Raw genomic sequence first — 22,513 nt, forward strand, 5'->3', positions numbered from 1 at the left:
TTCGACTGCGCCGGAAGTGGGGCGAATTATAGACATCTGAAATTCGCCGTCAACCCCTATTTTCATAAATCTGTCATATCGGTCAAAAAAGCCCAAACGCAGCTCTGCCTTCCTCTTATATATAGAGAGAACGCCCAACCACTCACACTCGGTCAGTCACAGACCTGTCATGCCTGCCTGCTAACCTCCTGTGGCCGCAACTTGTCCCCGCGCCCAAGAGCCTCCCACCAAGGAACCACCCAGGTGCTGCCAACTTCACCTCGCCAAAAAATCATCCTGCGCTCGGAAAACCTTTGCTCCGACGATTTCGGCGCACTCTTCTCCAGTCTGTTCGGCAACCGTTACGCCGACTCCCCTCCTCCGCCCTCCAACATCATCATCGGCGGTGTTTACGGTCGACATGAAGGCGTCAGCTTCCGACGCATGCATTACCACGGTGACTTCACCGTTCGCTTCCCCGACCCGCAAGACGAAATCACCTTCGTCATTCCTACCGCCGGCAAGATCGTCTTCCACCACGCCGCCGAGTCCATCGGGATCTCGCACGTCGGCTTGGCCATCGACAAGGCCGACATCCGCTCAATGCAGTTTCGCGACAACCATGCCCATCACGGCATGTCGATCAACCGCCGTCAGCTCACCGAGCGCTTATCGACGCTGCTCGGCAAGCCGATTCTGGAGAAGCTGCACTTCGCGCCCACGGTTGATCTGAACACCGCCGCGTTTCAGGGCGTCAAGGCGCTGATCGATCTGGCGACAGGCACCGAGTTCGATTTACTGATCAACAGCGGCACATTAATGCCTTCCCGCTTGCGGGAGATGTTGATCGACGCGGTTCTCGAAGCCTGGCCGCACAATTTCACCGAAGCCATGCGCCGGCCGGCGCCGATGGTTGCGCCACGGCACGTGAAGTTGGCGATCGAGTTCATTCAAGAGCACCCGGAACAGTTGGTGAGCGGCGTGGATTTAGCGCGACTGAGCAATGTCAGCCAGCGTGCGTTGCAGGAAGGTTTTCGACGGTTTGTCGGCACTTCCATAGTCGCGTATCAGCGCCAAGTGCGGCTGGAGCGCGCGCATGAAGCATTGGCTCAGCGGCATTCAGCCTCAGTGACCGAAGTGGCCTTGCGATTTGGATTCAGCAATGTCGGACGGTTTTGTCAGTATTTCCAGAATGCTTACGGCGTCAGCCCCAAGGATTTGCAATCACGCGGCGGACGTTAAAACCCGGCGGCCTATATAAAGGCAGCCGGGATCACACCGATCTAGAACGCGTAACTCGCCTTGAGCCCACCATTAAAGCCATGGCTGTCGCCGCCGCCACTGGCGCCGATTTCAGCACCCACGCTCAATGCGCCGAGGCTGGCCATGACGTTGACGCCGCCAGTGAACTGGTCGCGATTATCAAAAGCGGCGCGTTGCTCGATGTCCAGTCCGAGCAATTGACCCTCGCTCTCCACCTGATGATCGCCCAGCACGTGCTCGTAACCTGCGCGCAAGCCCGGCACCAGACTCCAGCTGCCTACGGCGACCGGTGCGAAGGACACATCGAGATTGGCCACCGCGCTGCGCCGCGTCTCTTTATTGTCGTCGACATCCAGCGCCAACTCGCTGCCCTTCTCTTTAAAGCCCGACAGGTCGAGATGGCTGACGCGCACGCCGAGGCTCGGCTCGAGAATCACGCTGCTCACCGGCAGGCGATAGCCCAGCGCCAATGTGGCGCCACTGAGGTTACCGTGTGTGTCGCCCTTCGCGGAACCAAGACCGCCGCCCAGATCACGCTTGCTGTCGTAGTCGACATAACCGGCACTGGCATTGGCGTCGACAAACAGGCCATGCTCCAGACTGGCGAAGCCGTAGCGGGCACCGACGTTGACGAAGGTGAAATCGGTATCGGCTTCGCCTCCCGCGCCACCCACAGTTCCCTTGCTGTAACCAATACCGCCGCGAGCGCTAAGCTGCTCGGAAAGCCGTTGAGTGATGCCGACCATCAGTCCCTGACTGTGTTCGTTGCTGCTCTCGGCATGGGCCGAGCCATCGGTGCCCAGGTAACCCGCGAGCGCCGTGCTCCACAGACGGTATTGGCCGACTTTGAGGTCTGTACCACTGGCAAACGGCGCGGCAGCCTGTTCGATCATTGCGTTCTGACGCAGCAAGTAACTGGCCGCGTCTGCATGCACCTGGCCACCGACAGTCGACTCGACGCCACCCAGCGTGCCGGCGTCAATCGCCGATTGCAGGTAATAGTTGTAGGCGCTGTAAGTGCCGGACAGTTTGCTGTTCTGCAATTCACGCAACAATTCGGCGCCAGCGGCAGCGTTGCCGATCAGGCCAGCCTGCCCCGGCAAACTGTTGTACTCGACCATTTTGCCGCGCAGCACATAAATCGTTTCCTGCGACAGCCCCAAGCCTTGCTTGAGGTAGTTGTCCATGCTGCCGTACTGAGCAGTGACTTCATCGAGGCCCGCCTGCAAATAACTGGCCTCGACGCCGAGCAGCGGCGCGTAAATGCTTGCCATGCTCGGCGGCAAGGCCTTGAGGGTCGCGGCGACCCGGGCAGCGGTGTAATCGTTGGTCGCCAGGTAGTTGGCCATGATGGTTGCGCTGTCGACACCGGCAATGCTTTGCAGAACAGCGGCAGTCCAGCCTGTGCGGTCCTTGCCGGCGGTGCAATGGAACAACTGTGCGGCATCGACACTGGCCAGTTCATTGAACAGTTTGCCGAACTGGCCGCGCATCCCCGCGTCGCTGACAAAGGCGCGGTTGGTCTCCTGCATCATCGCGATGGCGTCGGCGGCACTTTTGAACGACACGGTGGTGATGTTCGACCCGGACGTGGTGCTGCCGATGATGTCGATATTCTGGTAAGTCGCGCCAGTGAGCATAGTGTCCGGCGTACCGGCAATTTCGCTCGGCGTGCGCAAGTCGTAAACCGCTTTGATGCCCAGACTGTTCAGGGTCGCCAGATCAGCCGGCGACGGGGTCAGCGCGTTCGAACGGTAGAACACACCCGCACGCATGGTGCCGTCATGGGCGGTGGAGTACGCGGTGGTGATGCCGGCGATGTCACGGAAGTTATCGATGCTGCGCAGATGCGGCGTATCGAGGGTAACCGGCTCGGCAGCGTGAGCGGCGGCGATGGACAGGCTCAAGACGGACAGCGAACACACAAGACGTTGAAACACAGTGCAGCCTCATTGAATAAGCGTTGGGCTGACCACTATCTGTAAAGTAACTGATACCAAATATGACAGATTGAGACAGGATGAAAATGGCTGCGCGTTCGGTCCATGACCGGCGCATTCTGTCCGTGAATCAGCGGCCGGCACTCACCAAGCAGGCAAAACACCTCGACAAATTAAATGAACCCACGCCAGCACCGGCCACCTAACTGAAAGACCATCAGGAGGTAGCCAATGCAAATCGAAACCGTGTGGATCGTACTGGCAGCAGTTCTTCTCGTGATCGAGCTCTGGGCCATCAACCGCGTGCGCAAGAGTGAGGGGAAATCGAGCAACAAAGGCGTGTGGATTGTATTGATCGTGTTTGTGCCGTTGTTGGGTTTGATCGCCTGGGCATTGGCGGGGCCCAAGCATGTAAATCAGTGATCCTGATCGATCAGGGTCAGACGCAAGGAAGCGTCGTCTATTAATGCTCCAAGACCAGCGCCCGCCTCACGCCAGCAACTCAAGAATCCAGCGCGCCTGTCGCGCCACATCCTGCACCTTCTCTTGCGGCACCGCTTCCCGGGCACGGGAAAACTGACTGAGGGTTTTCTGCTTCTGGCTCAAGCGATGCTGCCATTTGCGCAGAAACGCCGGCGTACGTGCCTGCATCTGCAACGGGCCGAAGTACAGTTCTTCAGCACTGTAGAGCACCGGCCCATCACGTTCGGCGACGATGATTTCGTAATCGAAGCGGTTTTCCCGCAGCAGCTCTTCACACACGATGCGGTAACCGTTTTCCATCAGCCACAGGCGCAGCGGTTGTTCGCCGCCATTGGGTTGCAGGATCAGACGTTCGTGCCCGTTCAAGTGCGCTTTGCCGCTGTCGAGGATGTCGCGAATGGTTTCGCCACCCATGCCGCAGATGCTGATCGCGGAAATACCGTCGTCCGGCTTGATCGCTGCCAGGCCATTGGCCAGGCGCACGCTGATCTGCGCTTCGAAGCCATTCTCGCGAACCGTGCGCTCGGCCGAATGAAACGGCGTCATTGCCACCTCCCCCGCCACCGCCGCCGAAATCGTGCCACGGCGCAGCAAGGCCACCGGCAGATAACCGTGATCCGAACCGATATCGGCCAGCCGCGCGCCCGCCGGCACAAGCGCTGCCACACGTTCCAGACGCATGGACAATGTCTGCTCGTTCAAAAAACCGCCTCTTTTCAACCTGAACGTCCGGCGCCACTGGCCGGATCGGGGCGCGATTCTGTCCGGCCGGGCCGGGCAATTCAACTTTATTTGCCGAGCGTCGCTCCGGGCTGCTTTATCACGTGACCGTCCTGCCCTGACTAACTACACTGCCGACAGCGCTGAAAATGCATTTGGCGCACTCGGGGTAAGGTGAATGGATCTTCAACATCGCAATAACGTGAAAGTGATGGGTGACGGTCCCGCGACACTGATTTTTTCCCACGGTTTTGGCTGTGATCAGTCGATGTGGCGTTATCTCGTCACGCATTTCACCGATAACTTCCGGGTAGTCCTGTATGACCTGGTCGGTGCAGGCAAGTCAGATAGCGGCGCGTACGACCATGAGAAATACAACGCGCTGTCCGGATACGCCGCAGACCTCAAGGACATCGTCGAACACTACGCCCGCGGCCCGGTGATTCTTGTCGGCCACTCCGTGAGCAGCATGATCGGCGCTCTGGCGGACAGGTTGCTGCCGGGCAAGATCGCCGCCCACGTGATGATTGGCCCGTCACCGTGCTACATCGACAGCGACGACTACGTGGGCGGCTTTAAATCTGAAGACATCGATTCGTTACTTCACACCCTCGACAGCAACTACCTCGGCTGGTCGAGCACCATGGCGCCGCAGATCATGGGCGCGCCGGGCCAACCGGCGCTCGGCGAAGAACTGACCAACAGTTTTTGTCGAACCGACCCCGATATTGCCAAGCAGTTTGCCCGCGTGACGTTCACCTCCGATAACCGCAAGGACATTCAGGGCCTGGAGACCCCGACGCTGATCCTGCAATCGACCGACGACCTGATCGCCCCGGTTGCGGTCGGCGAATACCTGCACGCGGCAATGCCCAACAGCACTTACGCGCTCATCGAGAACGTCGGGCATTGCCCGCACATGAGCGCGCCGAGTGCCTGCTCCCAGGCAATGGACAGCTTCCTGGCGACATTCAAGGCTGCACATGCCGTCTGATCTGCAGCCACTGCCCGATGTTCAGCAACTGTTCGATGACGCGCCGTGCGGACTGGTAGTGACCAAAGAGGACGGCACGATCCTGCGTGCCAACCGCACGTTCAGCCAATCCCTCGGCTGCGACGCTCAAGCGCTGGTCGGCCGGCGTTTTCAGGACTTGCTGACCATGGGCGGGCGGATCTTTCACCAGACCCACTGGGCGCCGCTGATGCAGATGCAAGGCTCGGTGGCCGAGGTCAAACTCGATCTGCTTCACCCGCAAAAACGCACGGTGACCATGTTGCTCAACGGCGTGCGCCGCGAACACGCCAGCGGCGCCTTTTATGAACTGGCGCTGTTTGGCACCACCGACCGTGACAAATATGAGCGCGAACTGCTCAACGCCCGCCGTACCGCCGAAGCACTGCTGAAGGAAAAAACCGCCGCCGAAGAAGCGCTGCGCAGGGCCCAGGATGAGCTGAACATCGCTTACGAAAAGTCGCAACGCCGCGCTTCATTTGCCGAACAAATGGTCGCCATCGTCAGCCACGACCTGAAGAACCCGTTGACTGCGATAAAAATGGCCTCGCAGATTCTGGCTCGCGGCGAGCGCACCGAAAGAGAAAGCAAGATGCTCGGGCACATCAGCCAGTCCGCCGACCGCGCCGACCGTTTGGTGGCCGACCTGCTGGACTTCGCCCTGGCCCGGGCCGGGCGTGGGATTTCCATCGCACCGACGTCTCTGGACTTTCATGCGCTGGTCAGCCAGAGCGTTGATGAACTGCGTGTAGCGTTTATTCAGGCGACGCTAATTCACCAAAGCACAGGCAGCGGCCTGGCGTTTATAGATGCAGACCGGGTGCAGCAAGTCATCGGCAATCTGGTCGCCAACGCCGTGGCCTACGGCGACCTGACACAACCGATCACCATCACATCGCGACTCGAAGACGACCAGGCCGTGCTGTCCGTGCACAACTGCGGCGCGATCATTGAACAAGCCTTGATGGCCGCACTGTTCGAACCGATGACCCGTGGCACGGCAATCCAGAGCGACGCGCGAAGCGTCGGCCTTGGCTTGTTCATCATCAGGGAAATCGCCTGGTCTCATGGCGGTGAAGTGTCAGTCACCTCGGTCGCTGAACAAGGCACGACATTCACTGTGGTGCTACCGGCAACGGGCAAGGCGACTTAACCGTCACCGACAAAAAAGCCAGGTATCAACCTGGCTTTTTTGTGCTTGGGCAAAAGCGCTGTCAGCGCCCTGCTGCTACCGCGTTTGCTCGCGCCGCGTGCAGCTTTTTGTAGCTGTCGATCAGACGCAGGTGGCGATCGAGACCTTCCAGCTTCATGCTGGTCGGCGTCAAACCATAGAAACGCACGCTACCGTTGACCGAACCGATCGCCGCGTCCATGCGCTCGTCGCCGAACATGCGGCGGAAGTTCGCTTCGTAGTCTTCCAGCGCCAGATCCTCGTCCAGCTCCATCTCCAGCACCACGTTGACCGCTTGATAGAACAAGCCGCGCTCGACGGTGTTGTCGTTGTATTGCAGGAACGCTTCGACCAGATCCTTGGCCTGCTCGTACTTCTGCAAGGCGAGGTAGATCTGCAGACGCAGTTCGAGAATGGTCAACTTGCCCCACGGCGTGTTGTCGTCGAACTCGATGCCGACTAGCGTGGTGATGTCGGTGTAATCGTCCAGCTCGCTGTTTTCCAGGCCTTTGGCGAGGTTGCGCAGGCCGACTTTGCTCAGGTTGTGCAGGTTGAGAATGTCGGCACGGAATTGCAGCGCTTTGTTGGTGTTGTCCCAGATCAGGTCTTCGACCGGATAGATCTCCGAGTAGTCCGGCACCAGGATGCGGCAAGCCTTGGCGCCGATGTGCTCGTAGACCGCCATGTAGACTTCTTTGCCCATGTCTTCAAGGATGCCGAACAGTGTCGCGGCCTCTTCGGCGTTGGAGTTTTCGCCATTGCCGGAGAAGTCCCACTCGACGAACTCGAAATCGGCCTTGGCGCTGAAGAAGCGCCACGACACCACGCCGCTGGAATCGATGAAGTGCTCGACGAAGTTGTTCGGTTCGGTCACGGCCTGCCCCGAGAACGTCGGCTGCGGAAGATCATTGAGACCTTCGAAGCTGCGGCCCTGCAGCAACTCGGTGAGGCTGCGCTCCAGCGCCACTTCGAAACTCGGGTGCGCGCCGAACGAGGCGAACACGCCGCCGGTACGCGGGTTCATCAAGGTCACGCACATTACCGGGAATTCACCGCCCAACGACGCGTCCTTGACCAGCACCGGGAAACCCTGCTCCTCCAGCGCCTTGATCCCGGCGAGGATGCCCGGGTATTTCGCCAGCACTTCTTGCGGCACATCTGGCAGGGCCATTTCGCCTTCGAGGATTTCACGCTTGACTGCGCGCTCGAAGATTTCCGACAGGCACTGCACTTGTGCTTCAGCCAGGGTGTTGCCGGCGCTCATGCCGTTGCTCAGGAACAGGTTTTCGATCAGGTTGGACGGGAAGTACACGACTTCGTTGTCCGACTGACGTACGAACGGCAGCGAACAGATGCCGCGCTGGGTGTTGCCGGAGTTGGTGTCGTACAGGTGCGAGCCGCGCAGTTCGCCGTCGCGGTTGTAAATCTCGAGGCAATACTCGTCGAGGATTTCCGTCGGCAATTCATCTTTCGCGCCGGGCTTGAACCAGCGCTCGTCCGGGTAATGCACGAACTCGGCATTGGCGATATCTTCGCCCCAGAACTGATCGTTGTAGAAGAAGTTGCAGTTCAACCGCTCGATGAACTCACCGAGCGCCGAGGCCAGCGCGCCCTCTTTGGTCGCGCCCTTGCCGTTGGTGAAGCACATCGGCGACTGCGCATCACGGATGTGCAACGACCAGACGTTGGGCACGATGTTGCGCCAGGAAGCGATTTCGATCTTCATGCCGAGGTCGGCAAGAATGCCCGACATGTTGGCGATGGTCTGCTCCAGCGGCAAGTCCTTGCCGGCAATGCAGGTGCCCGCGCCCGACGTGGACGCTGGCATCAGCAGAGCCTGCGCATCGGCGTCGAGGTTCTCGACTTCCTCGATGATGAACTCGGGGCCGGTCTGCACGACTTTCTTCACGGTGCAGCGATCAATCGAACGCAGGATGCCCAGGCGATCCTTCTCGGAAATGTCCGCCGGCAGTTCAACCTGAATCTTGAAGATCTGGTTGTAGCGGTTTTCCGGGTCGACGATGTTGTTCTGTGACAGACGAATGTTGTCGGTCGGGATGTTGCGGGTCTCGCAGTACAGCTTGACGAAGTAAGCCGCGCACAAGGCCGACGACGCCAGGAAGTAGTCGAACGGCCCCGGTGCCGAGCCATCGCCCTTGTAGCGAATGGGCTGATCGGCGATCACCGTGAAGTCGTCGAACTTGGCTTCAAGTCGAAGGTTGTCGAGAAAGTTGACCTTGATTTCCATGCGGGATTACCAGAATACGGCTAAACGAATGGCGGCCATTATCCGGTTTTTGAGCGGGAAGTCTTGTGCTTTCGGGATTCGCCGCTGGCCGGCAACCCGCAGACCGGGGGCTGCGGGCATCGACCTGATCAGACGTGTTCTTCCAGACGTTCAAGCCGTTGCGCGTGCTCGCCCCACTGCATCGCGTCGGCGCAACGGAAGGCGTGGCGGCCGTTGATCTCCAGCGCCGAAGTGAAGAAAAACTGCCCCACCGTGAGCTCGCCGACCGCATAAATCTGCCGCGCCGCGCCCACCCGCCCCTGAATGCGATAGGTGTCCGGATCGACGCAGATTCCGCCCATCGGATGACTGCTGGCCACACCGTTTTTGATCAACGAAGCCAGCAAGGTCGAATCCAGTACATGGGCGTCGCGGGCAAAACCGGTGGCATAGATCAGCCGATCATATTCATGCGCCCAGCCTGCACCGCGCAGCAGCAGTTCACCGCGCTCCGTCGACTCGGGCGCGGCAAAGCCGCCGGCGACGAATTCGAGCTGGCCGCTGCGTAGATAACCGAGGATCTTGCGCGCATTCTGCGTCGGAATCGACACGCGGTAAGCCATGAAGAAACTGAAATACTCGCTCATGAAGCGCGCTTGCGCCGCGTCATCCAGCGCCTGCCACAGGTGTTCGACGAAGCCGTTGGTGGCGTAGAGAATCGCCTGCCAGATGCGCGGTGCCTGCGACACGCTGATTTCGTTTTCGATGAAACCCTGAATGTCGCTCGGCGGCGCCGGCAGCGGGATCACGGCACTGGTCGAGCCGGGATCGTGAGCGGCCAGCTCCTTGCGAAACAGGCCGACCAGATCACTGATCTGCAACGGCCCGTTTTGCGCGACCAGTGCGCGAACACCTTCGCGGGTCAGATACTTCAGCTCGACGCGCTCCTGCGTGCCGCGCACCACAGGGAAATAACCACTTCGCGAATGCATGCGAATCGGCCCGCGATGGCCGCCCTCGATCAGCGCGATCACTGTGTCGATGGCGCTCAACCGCGCGCCGACCACCGCCACCCGCTCATGCGCAGCAATGGTCTGCAGCAGCCGCGACACCGGATAAGGCGTCGGCAGCACGCGCTCGTCATGGCGCGCCGGGTCAGGCTTCTTGCCCAGCGGCCCGCAGAACAGAAAAACCTTTTGCGTGGACAGGCTCACGCCGCAACGAGTGCGCACGGTCTCCATGCCGTCAATCAGGTCGATGGCGCAGACTTCGGCGTTCATCAAAACGATCTGACAACCCAGCGAAGCGCCACGCAGCACCAGTTTGCGCAACTGATCCTGCAGGTACACGCCGAACAGCGCCCGTGGTGCGAAGCCTTCGGCCAATGGCTGAAAATCAGGAAACGCAGCGCGCCACGCCGCCGGATGCGCTTCGAGCCAGGCATGGAAATGCCCGGGCAGATGCGGATAAGGCGAAATGAAACCGGTTTTGGTGTTGAGAATATTGCTCGGCAGATCGGCCTCGTACGCCGCGCCACGCGCAAATTCCTGACGCTTTTCGAACAGATAAACAGGCCCGGCCGGCGCGCTGCCTGCCGCGACGCGATCCAGATGACGCTGCAGGAATGCGATAGCCGTCGCGCCGCAGCCGACGATTGCAAAAGCATTTTTCATCAAGGTCTTTCCTTATCTAGAACCGCTTTCCTTCCGTTGCCGCTGGCCTGGCGGCCGCGAGTCGGGGTGTTTCACGCCCCTGCTCCACAGCCGCCGCAGCGCGGGTCATTCGATGGCTGTCAGGCACTCTCTGATGCGCACCGCGCCGGCGCTGACCTGTTCGGCAGCACCTGAGTACGACAAGCGCGCATGCCCCAGCGCGCCAAAAAAGCTGCCCGGAATCAGCGCCACGCCGTACTCGTCGAGCAACAACGAGCAGAACGCTTCGTCATCGGTAATCACTTTCCCGCGCAGCGATTTGCCGAGGGTCTGGCTGATATCCATGAACAGGTAAAACGCGCCTTGTGGCGCACAGAACTTCAGGTGTGGCGCGTCTTGCAGAACCTCGAGCAACGCCTGTCGTTGTGTCGCCAGACGCTCTTTGGCCGCAAAGGAAAACCCCTGATCACCCTTGAACGCCGCCGCTGCCGCCGCTGCGGGAATCGGTGGCAGATTGGAGATCGAGTTGGAATTGAGCGTGGTCACGGCCGTGGCGATTCGCTCGCTGGCCGCCAGCAGACCGACGCGCCATCCCGGCATGCCGTAGATCTTGGAAACGCTGTCGATCTTGATGATGCGCTCGCGCAAGTCCGGCGCGACCGTCAGCAGGTTCGGGCAATCAGGGATGTCGTAGACGAAGCGCTGGTAGACGTCGTCGGAGATGATCCAGACGTCTTTTTTGCGCAGCACAACCGCCAATGCTTCCAGTTCTTGCGCCGTGTACACCGCGCCGGTCGGGTTGCCCGGCGAATTCAGCATGACCACCCGCACACGCGGCGAAAGCGCCGCTTCGAGGGCTTGGGCGGTCATCTTGTAGCCGGTGTGTGCCGTGCAGACGACGTTAGCCACACCCGCGCCCACCAGATCGGCAATGTCGAAATAAGTCGGCCAGCACGGCGTCGCGACAAGGATTTCATCGCCCGGCTGAATGATCGCGCGCAGCACGCTGAATAGCAGGTGCTTGGCGCCGAGGCCGGCCACCAGATTCTTCGTGGAATAAAAGTCGAAACCCTGGCCATGCAAATAGCCGAGGTAGGCGGCCAGCAACGCCGCATCCCCCTGGCTGGAGCCATAACCGCCGCTGTGTTCGCACGCAGCCTTGACCGCCGCTTCAACGATATGCGGCGCTGGCAGAAAACCCGGCACACCGACGCCCAGGTCGATCACCGGTTGCTGCATGTCCCTGACCTTTTGCACGACGCCGAGGATCGGGCAAAACCGCGCAAATTCCAGATCGGGCGAAAGAGTAGGCATAAAGTCGCTCCGTTTTCCTGACTCAGGCTGCGCGCTCGGCCACTCGGCCGCGCGCCATGAGTGCGGCCATGTGCGTGGCGGTCGCAGTGATGATGTCGAGGTTGCCGGCGCTCGGATCGAGGAAATCCCCGGCGCCTTCGACGCGCACCATGGTGAACAGACGCCCCTCGCTGTAATGCAGATCAACGATCACTTCATACCCCGGCACCGCCGATTGCACCTGCGCCACGGCGCGCTCGATTTCACGACGGGTGGCAACCAGATCAACCTGCTCGATCAATGCCGACACCGCGGTCTGCATGTACACGTTCGGCTTGGCCGGGTTGATGTTGAGGATCGCCTTGACGTCCTTGCAGCCGGTGAAATGGCTCAGGGCATTTTCGGTGGTGGTGATGTAGTTGCTGAGGTTGCGCCGCGTCGCCGGCCCTGCGCTTTCGGCGCTGATCGACGACACCACTTCGATGTAACGCACGCCCGGATTGGCCCGGGCAATGGCGGCCGCCAGCGGAATCGACGCCTGCCCGCCGCAGGTGATCATGTTGATGTTGTTGGCGTCGGCCAGCTCGACGCCATTGAGCGACGGCACGCACAACTCGCCCAGCGACGCCGGGGTCAGGTTGATGATCGCCTTGCCGGCGTCGATCAGGCGCGGCGCATGCTGTTCATGGTCGGCGGCCGAGGTGGCGTCGAACACCACGTCGAAATCGTTGATGCGCGCGAAGAGTCCCTCGATGCCGTCCGCCGTGGTTGCGACGCCGCGCTCGCGGGCGAAGGCCAGGCCGGACGAGTTCAGCGAGCGGCCGGCAACCAGCGTGCAGTCCAGTTGTGGGTGGGCGAGCACTTTGCAGAGGATGTCGCAGCCGATGTTGCCGCTGCCGATGATGGCGGTTTTCAAAGTCATGTTCAGCTCCGGAATCAGGCGACGGCAGGTTGAGAGAGACGGCTGGCGACCGAGATGATCAGGTCTTCCTGACCGGCCACGGCGTTGCAGCGCGCCAGCTCTTCGTAAATCTTGCGGGGCTCGACGCCGAACTCGGCGGCCGCCCGTGCGACGTGTTTTTCAAAACCGCTGCAGACGCCGTAAAGGCCGCTGATCAGGTTGGCGGTTTTGACAACCGTCGGGGTTTTCACCGGGGTGAAATCCGCCAGTTTCTCGACCGCGCTGCACAGGTCAAAAACGTTCACGCCGGTGTCAAACTTGTAGCGTTCAAGCACGGCGCAGAGCACTTCCAGCTGAGTGTTGCCGGCACCGGCGCCGAAACCGCGCATGCAACCGTCAATGATCGTCGCGCCGGCCTGCGCCGCCGCCAGCGAGTTGGCGACGGCCAGGCCCAAGTTGTTGTGGCCGTGGAAACCCACGGGAATCGACAGTTCACGCGCCAGCAGGCCGATTTTTTCGCGGGTGCTGTCAGGGTCGAAATGCCCGGCGGAGTCCATCAACACCAGCGCATTGGCGCCGTAACCTTGTTGCTTCAACGCCTGTTCGAGCAGGGTTTCGGCACTGGCCATGTGCGTCATCATCAACACACCGTGGACGTACGCGCCTTTGGCCCGCGAATGTTCGATGTAGCTCTCGGTAACGCTGGCCTCGGTGCAATGCGAGGCAATGCGCAGCACGTCGACGCCAATGCTCAGCGCCGTGTCGATGTCGCTCAGGCGCGAGAAGCCGGGGATCATGTGCACGCCGAGTCTGGAATGCGCGAGGTTGGCCCGCGCGGTTTCCAGCATCTCGGTGTCCTTGTAGCGCGCCAGCCCCAGTTGCAGCGACGACGCGCCCAGACCGTTGCCGTGGCCGACTTCGACCACGCTCAGGCCGCAGCCATCGACAGCGCGGCAATACGAGGCGATGTCTTCCAGGCTCAGCGAATGGGAGACCGCGTGATTTCCGTCACGCAGGGTTGGGTCGTGAATAGCGATACTCATCGAGATCAAATCCTTGTCATTCGAAAGGTGGCAGCGATTACTGTTCGGTCTGAGGTTGCGGCAACGGCTGAGGCTGTTCCTGGAACAGCCGCTTGGGCAGGAACACCGGGGAAATGTGGATGATCGACATGCGCACCACGTGATTGAGCATCACGAAGGCCGGGTCGAGCTTGAGCAGCAACGCGGCGGCGGTCATCACTTCGACACCGCCGGGCACCCACGACATGAACAGTGTGAGGAACGGTTTGCCGGTCAGTTTGCTCATGATGAAGGCCACCAGCAGCGTGGTGCAGAAGGTCAGAGCGGTGACCACCAGACCGGCGCGGATGTAGCGCACGAAGTCCTTGAAGGTGATGTCCTTGAGGCGGATACCGATCAGGCCGCCGAGCAGAATCAGCGCCACCACCGCGAACGGATCGGGCACGTGCAGGTTGGCTTGAGGAAAACCGACATTGACTGCGGCGGTGCAAATCAGCCCCGTCAGCATGTACGGCGCCGGCACATCGAAACGCTCGAGAATGTAGCCGGCGACAATCGCCGCAATCGCCGGCGGGATAACGCCGAGGTAGTTATCCAGCGTCCCCAGTGTCGGGGCGATGCTGTCGGAGTGGCCGCCGGCAATGATCGTCACCACCGCCAACAACGCCAGCAGACGCACAATGTGTACGAAGGCAATGCGCCCGGACGCCGGGCCCTGCTCGCCGGAGACCGTCATCACCGCCGCCATCGCACCGGGAATCGAGCCCAGCAGGCTTTCGATGTGCCCCCACTTTTCCATGCGCCGCAGCCAGTTGTAGCCGACGAAAATCTGCGTGGTCATGCAGATGACCAGGCCCACCAGAATGCTGAAGTCGGTCAGCTCATGCATCATCGACGCGGTGACAATCGAACCGACGCTGATCCCCAGCAACAGTTGAACCGTGGCCACGAACGGGTACGGCATGCGCATGCGTACGCCCAGTTTGCTCAATATCGTGACCGTGCAGATCGCGCCAATCAGGTCGCCAAGGGGAAAACCGGTCTGGTAGCCGATCCATGCGCCAAGGGCCGCCACCGGAATCGGGATAAGGCTTTCAATCAGCTTGTTCATTGAATATCCACTTTTCTCAAGGCGTGACAATTCCATCCAGGTGCGGAAGGTCAGCTCAATAAATGTCGTTGGGACGTTGTGTCAGGCGCTACACCGCGGCGGCGGTTTCACTGCCCGACCAGTCGCAACTCGCGTGAAACCAATGCTCGACCTGATGCAGCCGGTCGCGCAGTTCGGCTTCGTTCTCCCCTGCAACGATGGCGTTGAGGATTTCGGAGTTGGTGAATTTCATGTTGCTGTAGGAGGTCATTTTCTCTGCAGAGATGCGGTACTGCAGAACGCCGTCCAGCGGGCAATCCTGCGGCACATCGCGCAGCAGACCGACGCGTGGCGGAATGCTGATGTGCCCGACCATTTGCAGTGGCTCGACCATCGGCGCCGGACGGAAGTACGGATCGTGGAGCGCGCGCAAAAGGCTCATGCGTGGGTCGATGCCCCAGGCGTGGGTGATTTCCTGATTGAAGAACACCCCGCCCAGCCGCGAAGCGATTTCGCAGAGGACGATTTCGTCGTTTTCATCGACGAACAATTCAAGGTGAAAGAGCATAGTCGGATCGGACGGCAACACGTCTTCGACCAGCGACCGCGCATAGCGCACCAAGCGGTCGCGCATCGGATTGCTGGCGTCGAGCATGTGCAAGTCGTGGGACTTGCCGCCGAGAAATTCCAGCGCCGAGGTCATCACACGCACCGGCGACACCAGAATCGCCTGACCATCGATGTAGAGGCCGTTGACGATGTAGTGGCTGCCGCGCACGTAGCTTTCGATCATCAGGTTATGGAACGTGGTGGAGGTGCGCGAGCGCAGCCATTCGCGCATCTGCTCCATGTCCCTGATCACTTCCACACCGTTGGAACCGCGACCGTCGCGGGGCTTGATGACCACCGGAAACCCATGCAGATCGCTGAAGCGCACGGCTTCCGTAGCATTGCTGATCGTGGCCATTTCAGCGATGGCAAAACCGCATTCGCGGGTGCGCTGTTTCATCAGGAACTTGTCCCGGTAGAACATCGCGCGATCCTCGGCGCCCACGGTGATCCCGAGGCGGTCATTGATTCGCGCCACGCGCAACACGTCGATCTCGGCCAGCGCAACGCACAACGGTGCGTGCAGTTCACGGGCGATTTCATAGACATCAATCTCGACCTGCGCGCTGTCATTGAAGTTGTCGAACAGCTGAAAACGCACGGTGTCGCCCAGGTGCGCGGCGATTTCCTGGTTACGCGAAGCACAGCTCAACAGGACGCCTTCACGGCCAAGCGCGGCGGACCACTGTTCGGCGCTGTGCTGGAGAATAATTTTCGGCGGGCAAAAAACGATGAGCTGCATACGGCTTTCCTTGCAATCTTCCAAAGTTCGTAAAGCTGAGACCCGCCCTTTCAGCGCGAGCCCGCAGCTTCGTATCTTGATAAAAACCTGCGAAGCAGGCCAATACTGTTTCCGTCGTTATTGATACTTTTGTCGACACTTGCCGACATGTTTGCCACTTAATTCAGGCAATGTGCGCAATCGCGCATGACCGCTGCCTTGCGTTGCAGGTACTCGATAAAGATCTCCTGCGCCGCTGACTTGACCACATCGACGCCCATCGCCTCGACGAATCCTTCGACTGCCGCCGTCGCATGGGCGAAGTGATTGCTCTCGGTGCCGCCGGTGTGCACGGTGACCCAGGCCACGGTAGACCTGACCTTGGCGGCCGGCACGCCCATGTCGCGCTCGAACCATTGCTTGAACAGCGGGTGAATGAACTCCACTTCGCCGTGGGTATAAACCTCGTGCACCAGCGTGGTCAGCAGCCCCTGCAACAGGTCGCGATCACGCAGGCGTCGGGCGTCAGTCCAGTCCTTGAACGCTTGTGCCGCCGGCAGGCAGTTTTCCTTGAGCAGCCACTGGTCATCGCCGCAGATCGGCGTGGCCATGTTGTAGAAGAGTTCGGAGTGCAGCGTATTGCCCAGCGCACCGAGGTCTTCGTCGGTGATCCGTTGCAGGCTGCCGCAGACGCGGTAAAGCTGATCCGCCGCGGCGCCGCCCTGTTCGGAGCGCGCCAGCAAGGTGATACGGCTGGCCAGGCCGGAGACGCTGGCCGCCGAGTTGTTGGTTTTCGACCAACTGCCGAAGAATGTGCGCAGTTGCGCAGCGCCATGGTGACGCGCGGTGAGCGTCTGAAAGGATTGCTCGATGTCGAGCAGTTCGGTTTCCTGGCTGCGAAACGCATCCACCAACGCTTGTTTCAGAACACCGGCGGGCATCTCGTCCAGCACTGGTTCGATTACGCTCAACAACTGGCTTTGCAGCGTCAGCAGGTTACTCACGGTCATCTGACTGTTTTCCTTGTTGGATGATGATTCGATGGATTTAAAGGGCCGGCAGCGGCGATGACTTCCAGTGGCTGCGCACGATCAGCAGCGGCAACACCTGGAACACCACGATCAGGGCGATACAACCGGCCCAGCCCCACTGCTCCCACAACACGCCCGGCACCGCAGCGCCGAAGCTGCCGCCCAGGTAGTAGCAGGTCAGGTACAGGCCCACGGCGCCGGCCTTGTTTTGCCGGGCGTGGGCGGTGATAAACGCGTTGGAGGCCGATTGGGCGAGGAACACCCCGGTGCAGCTGAAGGCCAGGCCCAGCACAATCAGCCACAGCGATGGCGCCAGGGTCAGCAGCGAACCGCCCACGCCCAGTGCGGCGGCGATCTTGAGCAATTCGCTGCGCGGACGGGATTTGCTCAGGCGCCCGGCAACCGGCACGACCACCAGCGCCAGCAGAAACACGGCGTAGATCGAGCCGAGTGCGGCGGTGCCGAGGGAGAACGGCGCACGACTGAGGTGCAGGCCGACATAAGTGAACGTGGCGACCTGGGCAAACAGCACGCAAAAGCCCACGGCGTAAGTCGCCAGCAGCGGCCGGTTGAACAGTTCGGCACGCATGGCCTGACGTTCAAAAGCCGTCTGTACCGGGACGCGCGGATTGCGTGGCAACAACAGGGAAATGCCCAGACCGATCAACAGGTTCAATGCTGCCAGCACCATCAGTGCCAAGCGCCAGTCATCGAACTCCGTCACCAGCCCCGTCAAAAAGCGTCCGCAAAAACCGCCCAGCACGGTGCCGGCGATATACAGACTGGTGACTTCGGTCACCGCGCCACCACTCCAGCGCACGCCGATGTAGGCCACGCTGGTGGCGAACACCACCGGAATCAGCATGCCTTGCACCGCCCGCCAGACCAGCAACTCGTTGAAACTGCCCGACCACGCAGCCATCAACGCCGGCAACGCCAGCAACATCGCTGCGACACCGATTACCCGGTGCTGCTCGCCTCGCGCGGTCAGACGACCAACGAACGGCGCGGTAATCGCCACCGCCAACGTGGTGACCGTGATGGTCCAACTGGCCTGGCGGGCAGAAATGTTGAACGCCGCCGCCAATTCGTTGAGCAACCCTTGAGTGGCATAAAGGTTAATAAACGCGGCACATCCAGCCAGAAACAAAGCAACTCGAGGACAACTCACAACAGGATTCCCAAGACTGTAAGAAATATTTTTAAACAGTTTTAGGGATAGGCAGATTAGGATCCAATACCTATTTCTGACCGATTGATACCTCAAGGATGACGATGATCGACCTCCGCCGCCTGCGCTACTTTCTGGTTGTCAGTGATGAATTGCACTTCGGCCGTGCCGCTACGCGCCTGCACATCGCCCAGCCGCCGCTGACCCGGCAGATCTCCGCACTGGAAACCGAGTTGGGTTTTCGCCTGTTCGACCGGAGCACGCGCAACGTCTCGCTCACCTCCGAAGGTCGACACTTTTTGCCCTACGCCCGGGCCGTGCTTGAGCAAGTCGATCTGACCGCCAGCATTACCAGCAAACTGGCGGCGGGTTCAGCGGGGCATCTGGCGGTGGGTTACGCCAGTTCGATTGCGCTGTCGGACACGTTCAGTCAGACGATTCGGGCGTTCTGCTCGGCGTACCCGGATGTGCAACTGACCGTCGAGGAAGGCGCGTCCAGCACGCAATGGTCACAGATCATCGAGGGGCGTCTGGACATCGGCATGAGCCGCATGCAACCACCGACCGAGAGCGCGGAGATTCAAGTGATCTGCCTCGACAACGAGCCGCTGGTCGCAGCGATCCCGAGTGACAGCCCCCTCGCCCGCCAGGAACAATTGTCCCTCGCCGAGCTGAGTGCCTATCCGCTGATTGCCTTTCCGACCGATTACGGCTCCGGCTTGAATGACATCATCGAGACGCTGTATCGCCGCCAGGCATTGACGCCGTTGCCGGGGCCGAAGGGCAAGCAGATCACGTCGATCATCGCGTTGGTCGCTGCGGGCCGGGGGGTCGCCGTGGTACCACAGTGCACCCAGACCCTGGCCATGCGCGGCGTAACGTATCGCCCGCTGGCTGAAGACGGCGCCACCGCGCCGCTGTTGGTGTTGACGCGTACGCGTGAACGCAGCCCGCTGGTCAAGGCGTTCGTCGAGATGATCGAGCGCACGGTGCGGGGCCAGTGATTGGCCCGCCCATCAGAACGTTTGCGCGACGTGCCGATAGGGGTAATCCGGTTCGCGGTACTTGCCCGGTTTCTGCCGTTTCGGCAGCACTACTTTTTCGCGTTTTACGGTTTCGTAAGGAATCCGCGAGAGCAGATCGGTGATGATGTTCAGCCGCGCCCTGCGCTTGTCGTTGGAATCGGCCACGCGCCACGGGGCGTGTTCGGTGTCGGTGTGCTTGAACATTTCGTCACGCGCGCGTGAGTAGTCGTACCAGCGGCTGTAGGACTTGAGATCCATCGGCGTCAGTTTCCAGATCTTTCGGCCATCATTGATCCGCGCCTCCAGTCGGCGTGTCTGCTCTTCCGGGCTGACCTCAAGCCAGTATTTGATCAGGATCACCCCCGAATCGACGATTGCGCGCTCGACCAGCGGCAACGATTTGAGGAATTTTTCGGCCTGTTCTTCGGTGCAGAACCCCATGACCCGCTCGACGCCGGCGCGGTTGTACCAACTGCGGTCAAAGACCACCACTTCGCCCGCCGCCGGCAAATGGGGCAGGTAGCGCTGGACGTACATCTGACTTTTTTCGCGATCCGTCGGCGCCGGCAATGCCACCACGCGAAAGACCCGCGGGCTGACGCGCTCGGTCAGCGCCTTGATCGTACCGCCCTTGCCGGCACCGTCGCGCCCTTCGAAAACGATGCACACCTTGGCGCCACTGGCGATCACCCACTCCTGCAACTTGACCAGTTCAACGTGCAGCTTGCGCAACTGTTCGAGGTAATCCTTGTTCTTCAATTTGGGACTTTCAGGCGCCTTGACGGCGCTTTTTTTGTTCTTCGCCATGACCGAATCCTCACAAATGATTGCGCCAACACAATGTTGATTGACCGGGCACATCAGACCCGTGAGGTTAGTCCATGACGTGCTGTTTGCCATTGCCGGGCAAAAAGCAAAATTGCCATGTGTTTCGTTCGTTCTTTCTGGCGTCGCACTGTTCATTGCCCGCCCTTGTCTGTCTGGAGTTTTTCGATGCCTTCGCCAAAATCCCTGCCCACTGCCCTGCTGGGCCTGGCCCTCGCTTGTCCGGCGATGGCCGAGACCCAAGGTCTGGAACTGGGGCAAGTGCTGATTTCGGCGCCAGACCGCGACGCCAGCGATGCGTCTGTTGAAGAAGCCAAAACCCGCCTCGAGCAGGTGCCCGGCGCCAGCAATGTCGTCGACATGCGCCAACCGCTGCAGGGTCGCGTGGCGAGCAATCAGGATGTGCTGGCGTATCAACCGGGGGTCTATGCGCAGTCGGCGGGCAACGAGGGCGTGAAGATTTCGATCCGTGGCTCGGGCATCAACCGTGCACCGGGCGCCCACGCTTCCGGGCTGTACACCCTGCTCGACGGTCTGCCGCTGACCGGCCCGGGTGGCACGCCCTACGAATTGCTTGAACCGCTGTGGGTCGATCACGTCGAAGTCCTGCGCGGCGCCAACGGCTTTGATCGCGGCGCGCTGGCCCTCGGCGGCGCCATCGATTACGTCAGCCACACCGGCTACAACGCACCGAAGCTGCAAGTGCGTTATGCGACGGGCAGCCATGGTTATCAGCAGCGTCAGGTCAGTTCCGGGCAAGTGTTGGGCGACTTCGATTACTACGTGTCGCTGACCGATTCGAACGCCGATGGCTATCAGGATCACACCGCCAGCGAGAGCAAAGGCGTGGTCGCCAACTTCGGTTACCGCTTCAACCCGAACCTGGAAACGCGCTTCTACTTCCGCTACCGCGAGACCGACAACGACCTCGCCGGCCGCGTGAGCAAGCATTCCATCGAGCACTCTCCGCGCGCCGCCAACCCGTCCTACGTGGCGCGCGACGACAGCCGCAAGCAACCGGGCAGCACCTTCATCGGCAACAAGACCACGTTTTACATCGACGATGATTCGAGCATTCAGACCGGACTCGTCTATCACGATTACCCGATGGACCTGCGCGAAGGCCCGAACCGCCTGAAAGTGGCGTACACCGATGTCAGTGGCACGTTCGACTACAAACGACGCGACACCCTGTGGGGCATGGAAAGTCGCAGCAATGTGGGCCTGCGCGTGACCAAACACCTGCCCAACGACGGCGCCAGTGAGTTCGTGCGTATCCCCACTGGCAACACCGCCGGGTATGCGCCCGGCACACGGATGCGCAACTTTACGTATCAGGGTTCCGACACCGTTCTGCACTTCGGCAATGACCTGGAGATCGCTGACGATCTGTGGCTGACCACCGGCCTCGCCGCCATTTACACCCGCCGTGAAAGCGCAGTCACTTATCCGCAAGGTGGCGGCAAGACCAGCCTGAACGACTGGGATTACGCGCCGCGCCTGGGTCTGCGCTACCAGATCAATCCTGATCTGCAGGTATTCGGTAATCTCAGCCGTTCGGTCGAGGCACCGCACCCCTGGTCGCTGATCTACAGCTCCAACGTGCGCTTCCCCGCCGGCAGCGGCGCGGCGACCGGCACTCAGCGTGACCCGATCAAACTGCAAAACCAGACCGCGACCACCCTCGAACTCGGCGGGCGTGGCGACAGCGCCGTCGGCGAATGGAGCCTGGCCTGGTACTACGCACAAGTGCGCCACGAACTGCTCTCGGTATTGCCGGACGCCAACGCGACCACGCCCTACGAACTCAACGCCAGCCCGACCGTGCACCAAGGCGTGGAAGCCAGTTTGCACAGCCAGCTCTGGTCTGCCGCCGATGGCCGCCAACTGAGCCTGCGCCAGGCCTACACCTTCAGCGACTTCCACTACCGCGACGACGAGCGCTTTGGCGACAACCGCCTGCCAGGCCTGCCGATGCACTACTACCAGGGCGAACTGCGCTACGACTGGCCTCAGGGTTTCTTCGCCGCCGCCAACACGCAACTGGTGTCAAAAGTCGCCGTGGATTACGCCAACAGCTACTACGCCGATCCCTACGCCCTGTTCGGCGCCACACTGGGCTACAACGCACCGAAAGGTGACTGGCAGACCTGGCTCGACATGCGCAACCTGACCAACAAGCACTACGCCGCAACGGTTACGCCGGGCTACGACGACAAGGGGCTGGACGCGGCACGGCCGACGCCGGGTGAAGGGATGGGGGTTTACGTCGGGGTTTCGTGGAGTTTGCTCTAAAGAATGGGGACGGATTTATTTTCGCAGTCGTGAAGTAAATAAATCCGTCCCCTTTTTACTTTCACCGTTTAAGGTGTCAGGTC

The 22,513-nt window shown here is 60.7% G+C and carries 18 protein-coding genes; 6 read left to right on the forward strand and 12 right to left on the reverse strand.

Going from position 1 to position 22,513, the window contains the following annotated elements; all coding sequences use genetic code 11:
• Positions 1–243 precede the first annotated feature (243 nt).
• Positions 244–1,221, forward strand: coding sequence for a helix-turn-helix domain-containing protein (locus tag F2P67_RS11905; protein ID WP_166220540.1), 978 nt, complete (start codon positions 244–246; stop codon positions 1,219–1,221).
• A 41-nt stretch (positions 1,222–1,262) separates the two neighbouring features.
• Here F2P67_RS11905 and F2P67_RS11910 read toward each other — a convergent pair whose 3' ends face one another.
• Complete coding sequence (locus tag F2P67_RS11910) at positions 1,263–3,182, reverse strand: tyrosine-protein phosphatase (RefSeq protein WP_166220542.1); 1,920 nt, start codon at positions 3,180–3,182, stop codon at positions 1,263–1,265.
• A gap of 231 nt (positions 3,183–3,413) precedes the next feature.
• On the opposite strand from F2P67_RS11910, the gene F2P67_RS11915 reads away from it, so the two are divergent.
• Positions 3,414–3,605 carry a PLDc N-terminal domain-containing protein gene (locus F2P67_RS11915; RefSeq protein WP_166220544.1) on the forward strand — a complete coding sequence of 64 codons (192 nt, stop codon included), beginning with the start codon at positions 3,414–3,416 and terminating at the stop codon, positions 3,603–3,605.
• 66 nt (positions 3,606–3,671) lie between these two features.
• Here F2P67_RS11915 and F2P67_RS11920 read toward each other — a convergent pair whose 3' ends face one another.
• A complete protein-coding gene (locus tag F2P67_RS11920) occupies positions 3,672–4,367 on the reverse strand; it encodes a tRNA (adenine(22)-N(1))-methyltransferase (protein WP_246226491.1) in 696 nt (231 codons plus the stop codon).
• Between the two features lie 196 nt (positions 4,368–4,563).
• On the opposite strand from F2P67_RS11920, the gene F2P67_RS11925 reads away from it, so the two are divergent.
• Entirely contained in the window at positions 4,564–5,379 is an 816-nt protein-coding gene (locus F2P67_RS11925) for an alpha/beta fold hydrolase (protein WP_166220546.1), read from the forward strand.
• Positions 5,369–6,550 (forward strand): PAS domain-containing sensor histidine kinase, encoded by a 1,182-nt coding sequence (locus F2P67_RS11930; RefSeq protein ID WP_166220548.1) that lies wholly within the window; start codon positions 5,369–5,371, stop codon positions 6,548–6,550. Before F2P67_RS11925 ends, F2P67_RS11930 begins: the two co-directional genes overlap by 11 nt.
• A gap of 61 nt (positions 6,551–6,611) precedes the next feature.
• On the opposite strand, the gene F2P67_RS11935 is transcribed toward F2P67_RS11930, so the two are convergent.
• The 9 genes from F2P67_RS11935 to F2P67_RS11975 form a co-directional block, all read right to left on the reverse strand.
• The gene (locus F2P67_RS11935) at positions 6,612–8,816 is read right to left on the reverse strand and encodes an OsmC domain/YcaO domain-containing protein (protein ID WP_166220550.1); all 2,205 of its coding nucleotides are present in this window, start codon (positions 8,814–8,816) and stop codon (positions 6,612–6,614) included.
• Positions 8,817–8,944: 128 nt separating this feature from the next.
• The gene (locus F2P67_RS11940) at positions 8,945–10,468 is read right to left on the reverse strand and encodes an FAD/NAD(P)-binding protein (protein WP_166220552.1); all 1,524 of its coding nucleotides are present in this window, start codon (positions 10,466–10,468) and stop codon (positions 8,945–8,947) included.
• Between the two features lie 105 nt (positions 10,469–10,573).
• Positions 10,574–11,761, reverse strand: coding sequence for an aminotransferase class I/II-fold pyridoxal phosphate-dependent enzyme (locus F2P67_RS11945; protein WP_166220554.1), 1,188 nt, complete (start codon positions 11,759–11,761; stop codon positions 10,574–10,576).
• Positions 11,762–11,783: 22 nt separating this feature from the next.
• Positions 11,784–12,662, reverse strand: a complete 879-nt coding sequence (locus F2P67_RS11950) for an acetaldehyde dehydrogenase (acetylating) (protein WP_166220556.1) — start codon at positions 12,660–12,662, stop codon at positions 11,784–11,786.
• Between the two features lie 14 nt (positions 12,663–12,676).
• Positions 12,677–13,684 carry a 4-hydroxy-2-oxovalerate aldolase gene (gene dmpG / locus F2P67_RS11955; RefSeq protein ID WP_166220558.1) on the reverse strand — a complete coding sequence of 336 codons (1,008 nt, stop codon included), beginning with the start codon at positions 13,682–13,684 and terminating at the stop codon, positions 12,677–12,679.
• 37 nt (positions 13,685–13,721) lie between these two features.
• Positions 13,722–14,774 (reverse strand): AbrB family transcriptional regulator, encoded by a 1,053-nt coding sequence (locus tag F2P67_RS11960; RefSeq protein ID WP_166220560.1) that lies wholly within the window; start codon positions 14,772–14,774, stop codon positions 13,722–13,724.
• 88 nt (positions 14,775–14,862) lie between these two features.
• On the reverse strand, positions 14,863–16,104 hold the full coding sequence (locus tag F2P67_RS11965; RefSeq protein WP_166220562.1) for an ATP-grasp domain-containing protein: 1,242 nt from the start codon (positions 16,102–16,104) through the stop codon (positions 14,863–14,865).
• Positions 16,105–16,262: 158 nt separating this feature from the next.
• Entirely contained in the window at positions 16,263–17,087 is an 825-nt protein-coding gene (locus F2P67_RS11970) for a hypothetical protein (RefSeq protein WP_343045153.1), read from the reverse strand.
• A 43-nt stretch (positions 17,088–17,130) separates the two neighbouring features.
• Complete coding sequence (locus F2P67_RS11975; protein WP_246226492.1) at positions 17,131–18,264, reverse strand: MFS transporter; 1,134 nt, start codon at positions 18,262–18,264, stop codon at positions 17,131–17,133.
• A gap of 125 nt (positions 18,265–18,389) precedes the next feature.
• On the opposite strand from F2P67_RS11975, the gene F2P67_RS11980 reads away from it, so the two are divergent.
• Entirely contained in the window at positions 18,390–19,289 is a 900-nt protein-coding gene (locus F2P67_RS11980; RefSeq protein ID WP_166220567.1) for a LysR family transcriptional regulator, read from the forward strand.
• A gap of 12 nt (positions 19,290–19,301) precedes the next feature.
• Here F2P67_RS11980 and ppk2 read toward each other — a convergent pair whose 3' ends face one another.
• Positions 19,302–20,117: a polyphosphate kinase 2 gene (ppk2, locus tag F2P67_RS11985; protein ID WP_166220569.1), complete on the reverse strand. Its 816-nt coding sequence runs from the start codon at positions 20,115–20,117 to the stop codon at positions 19,302–19,304.
• Positions 20,118–20,303: 186 nt separating this feature from the next.
• Here ppk2 and F2P67_RS11990 point away from each other — a divergent pair, with 186 nt between their 5' ends.
• A complete protein-coding gene (locus F2P67_RS11990) occupies positions 20,304–22,430 on the forward strand; it encodes a TonB-dependent receptor family protein (protein WP_166220571.1) in 2,127 nt (708 codons plus the stop codon).
• The last annotated feature ends 83 nt before the right edge of the window (positions 22,431–22,513 follow it).

Source organism: Pseudomonas atagonensis (assembly GCF_011369485.1).
Taxonomy (GTDB): domain Bacteria; phylum Pseudomonadota; class Gammaproteobacteria; order Pseudomonadales; family Pseudomonadaceae; genus Aquipseudomonas; species Aquipseudomonas atagonensis.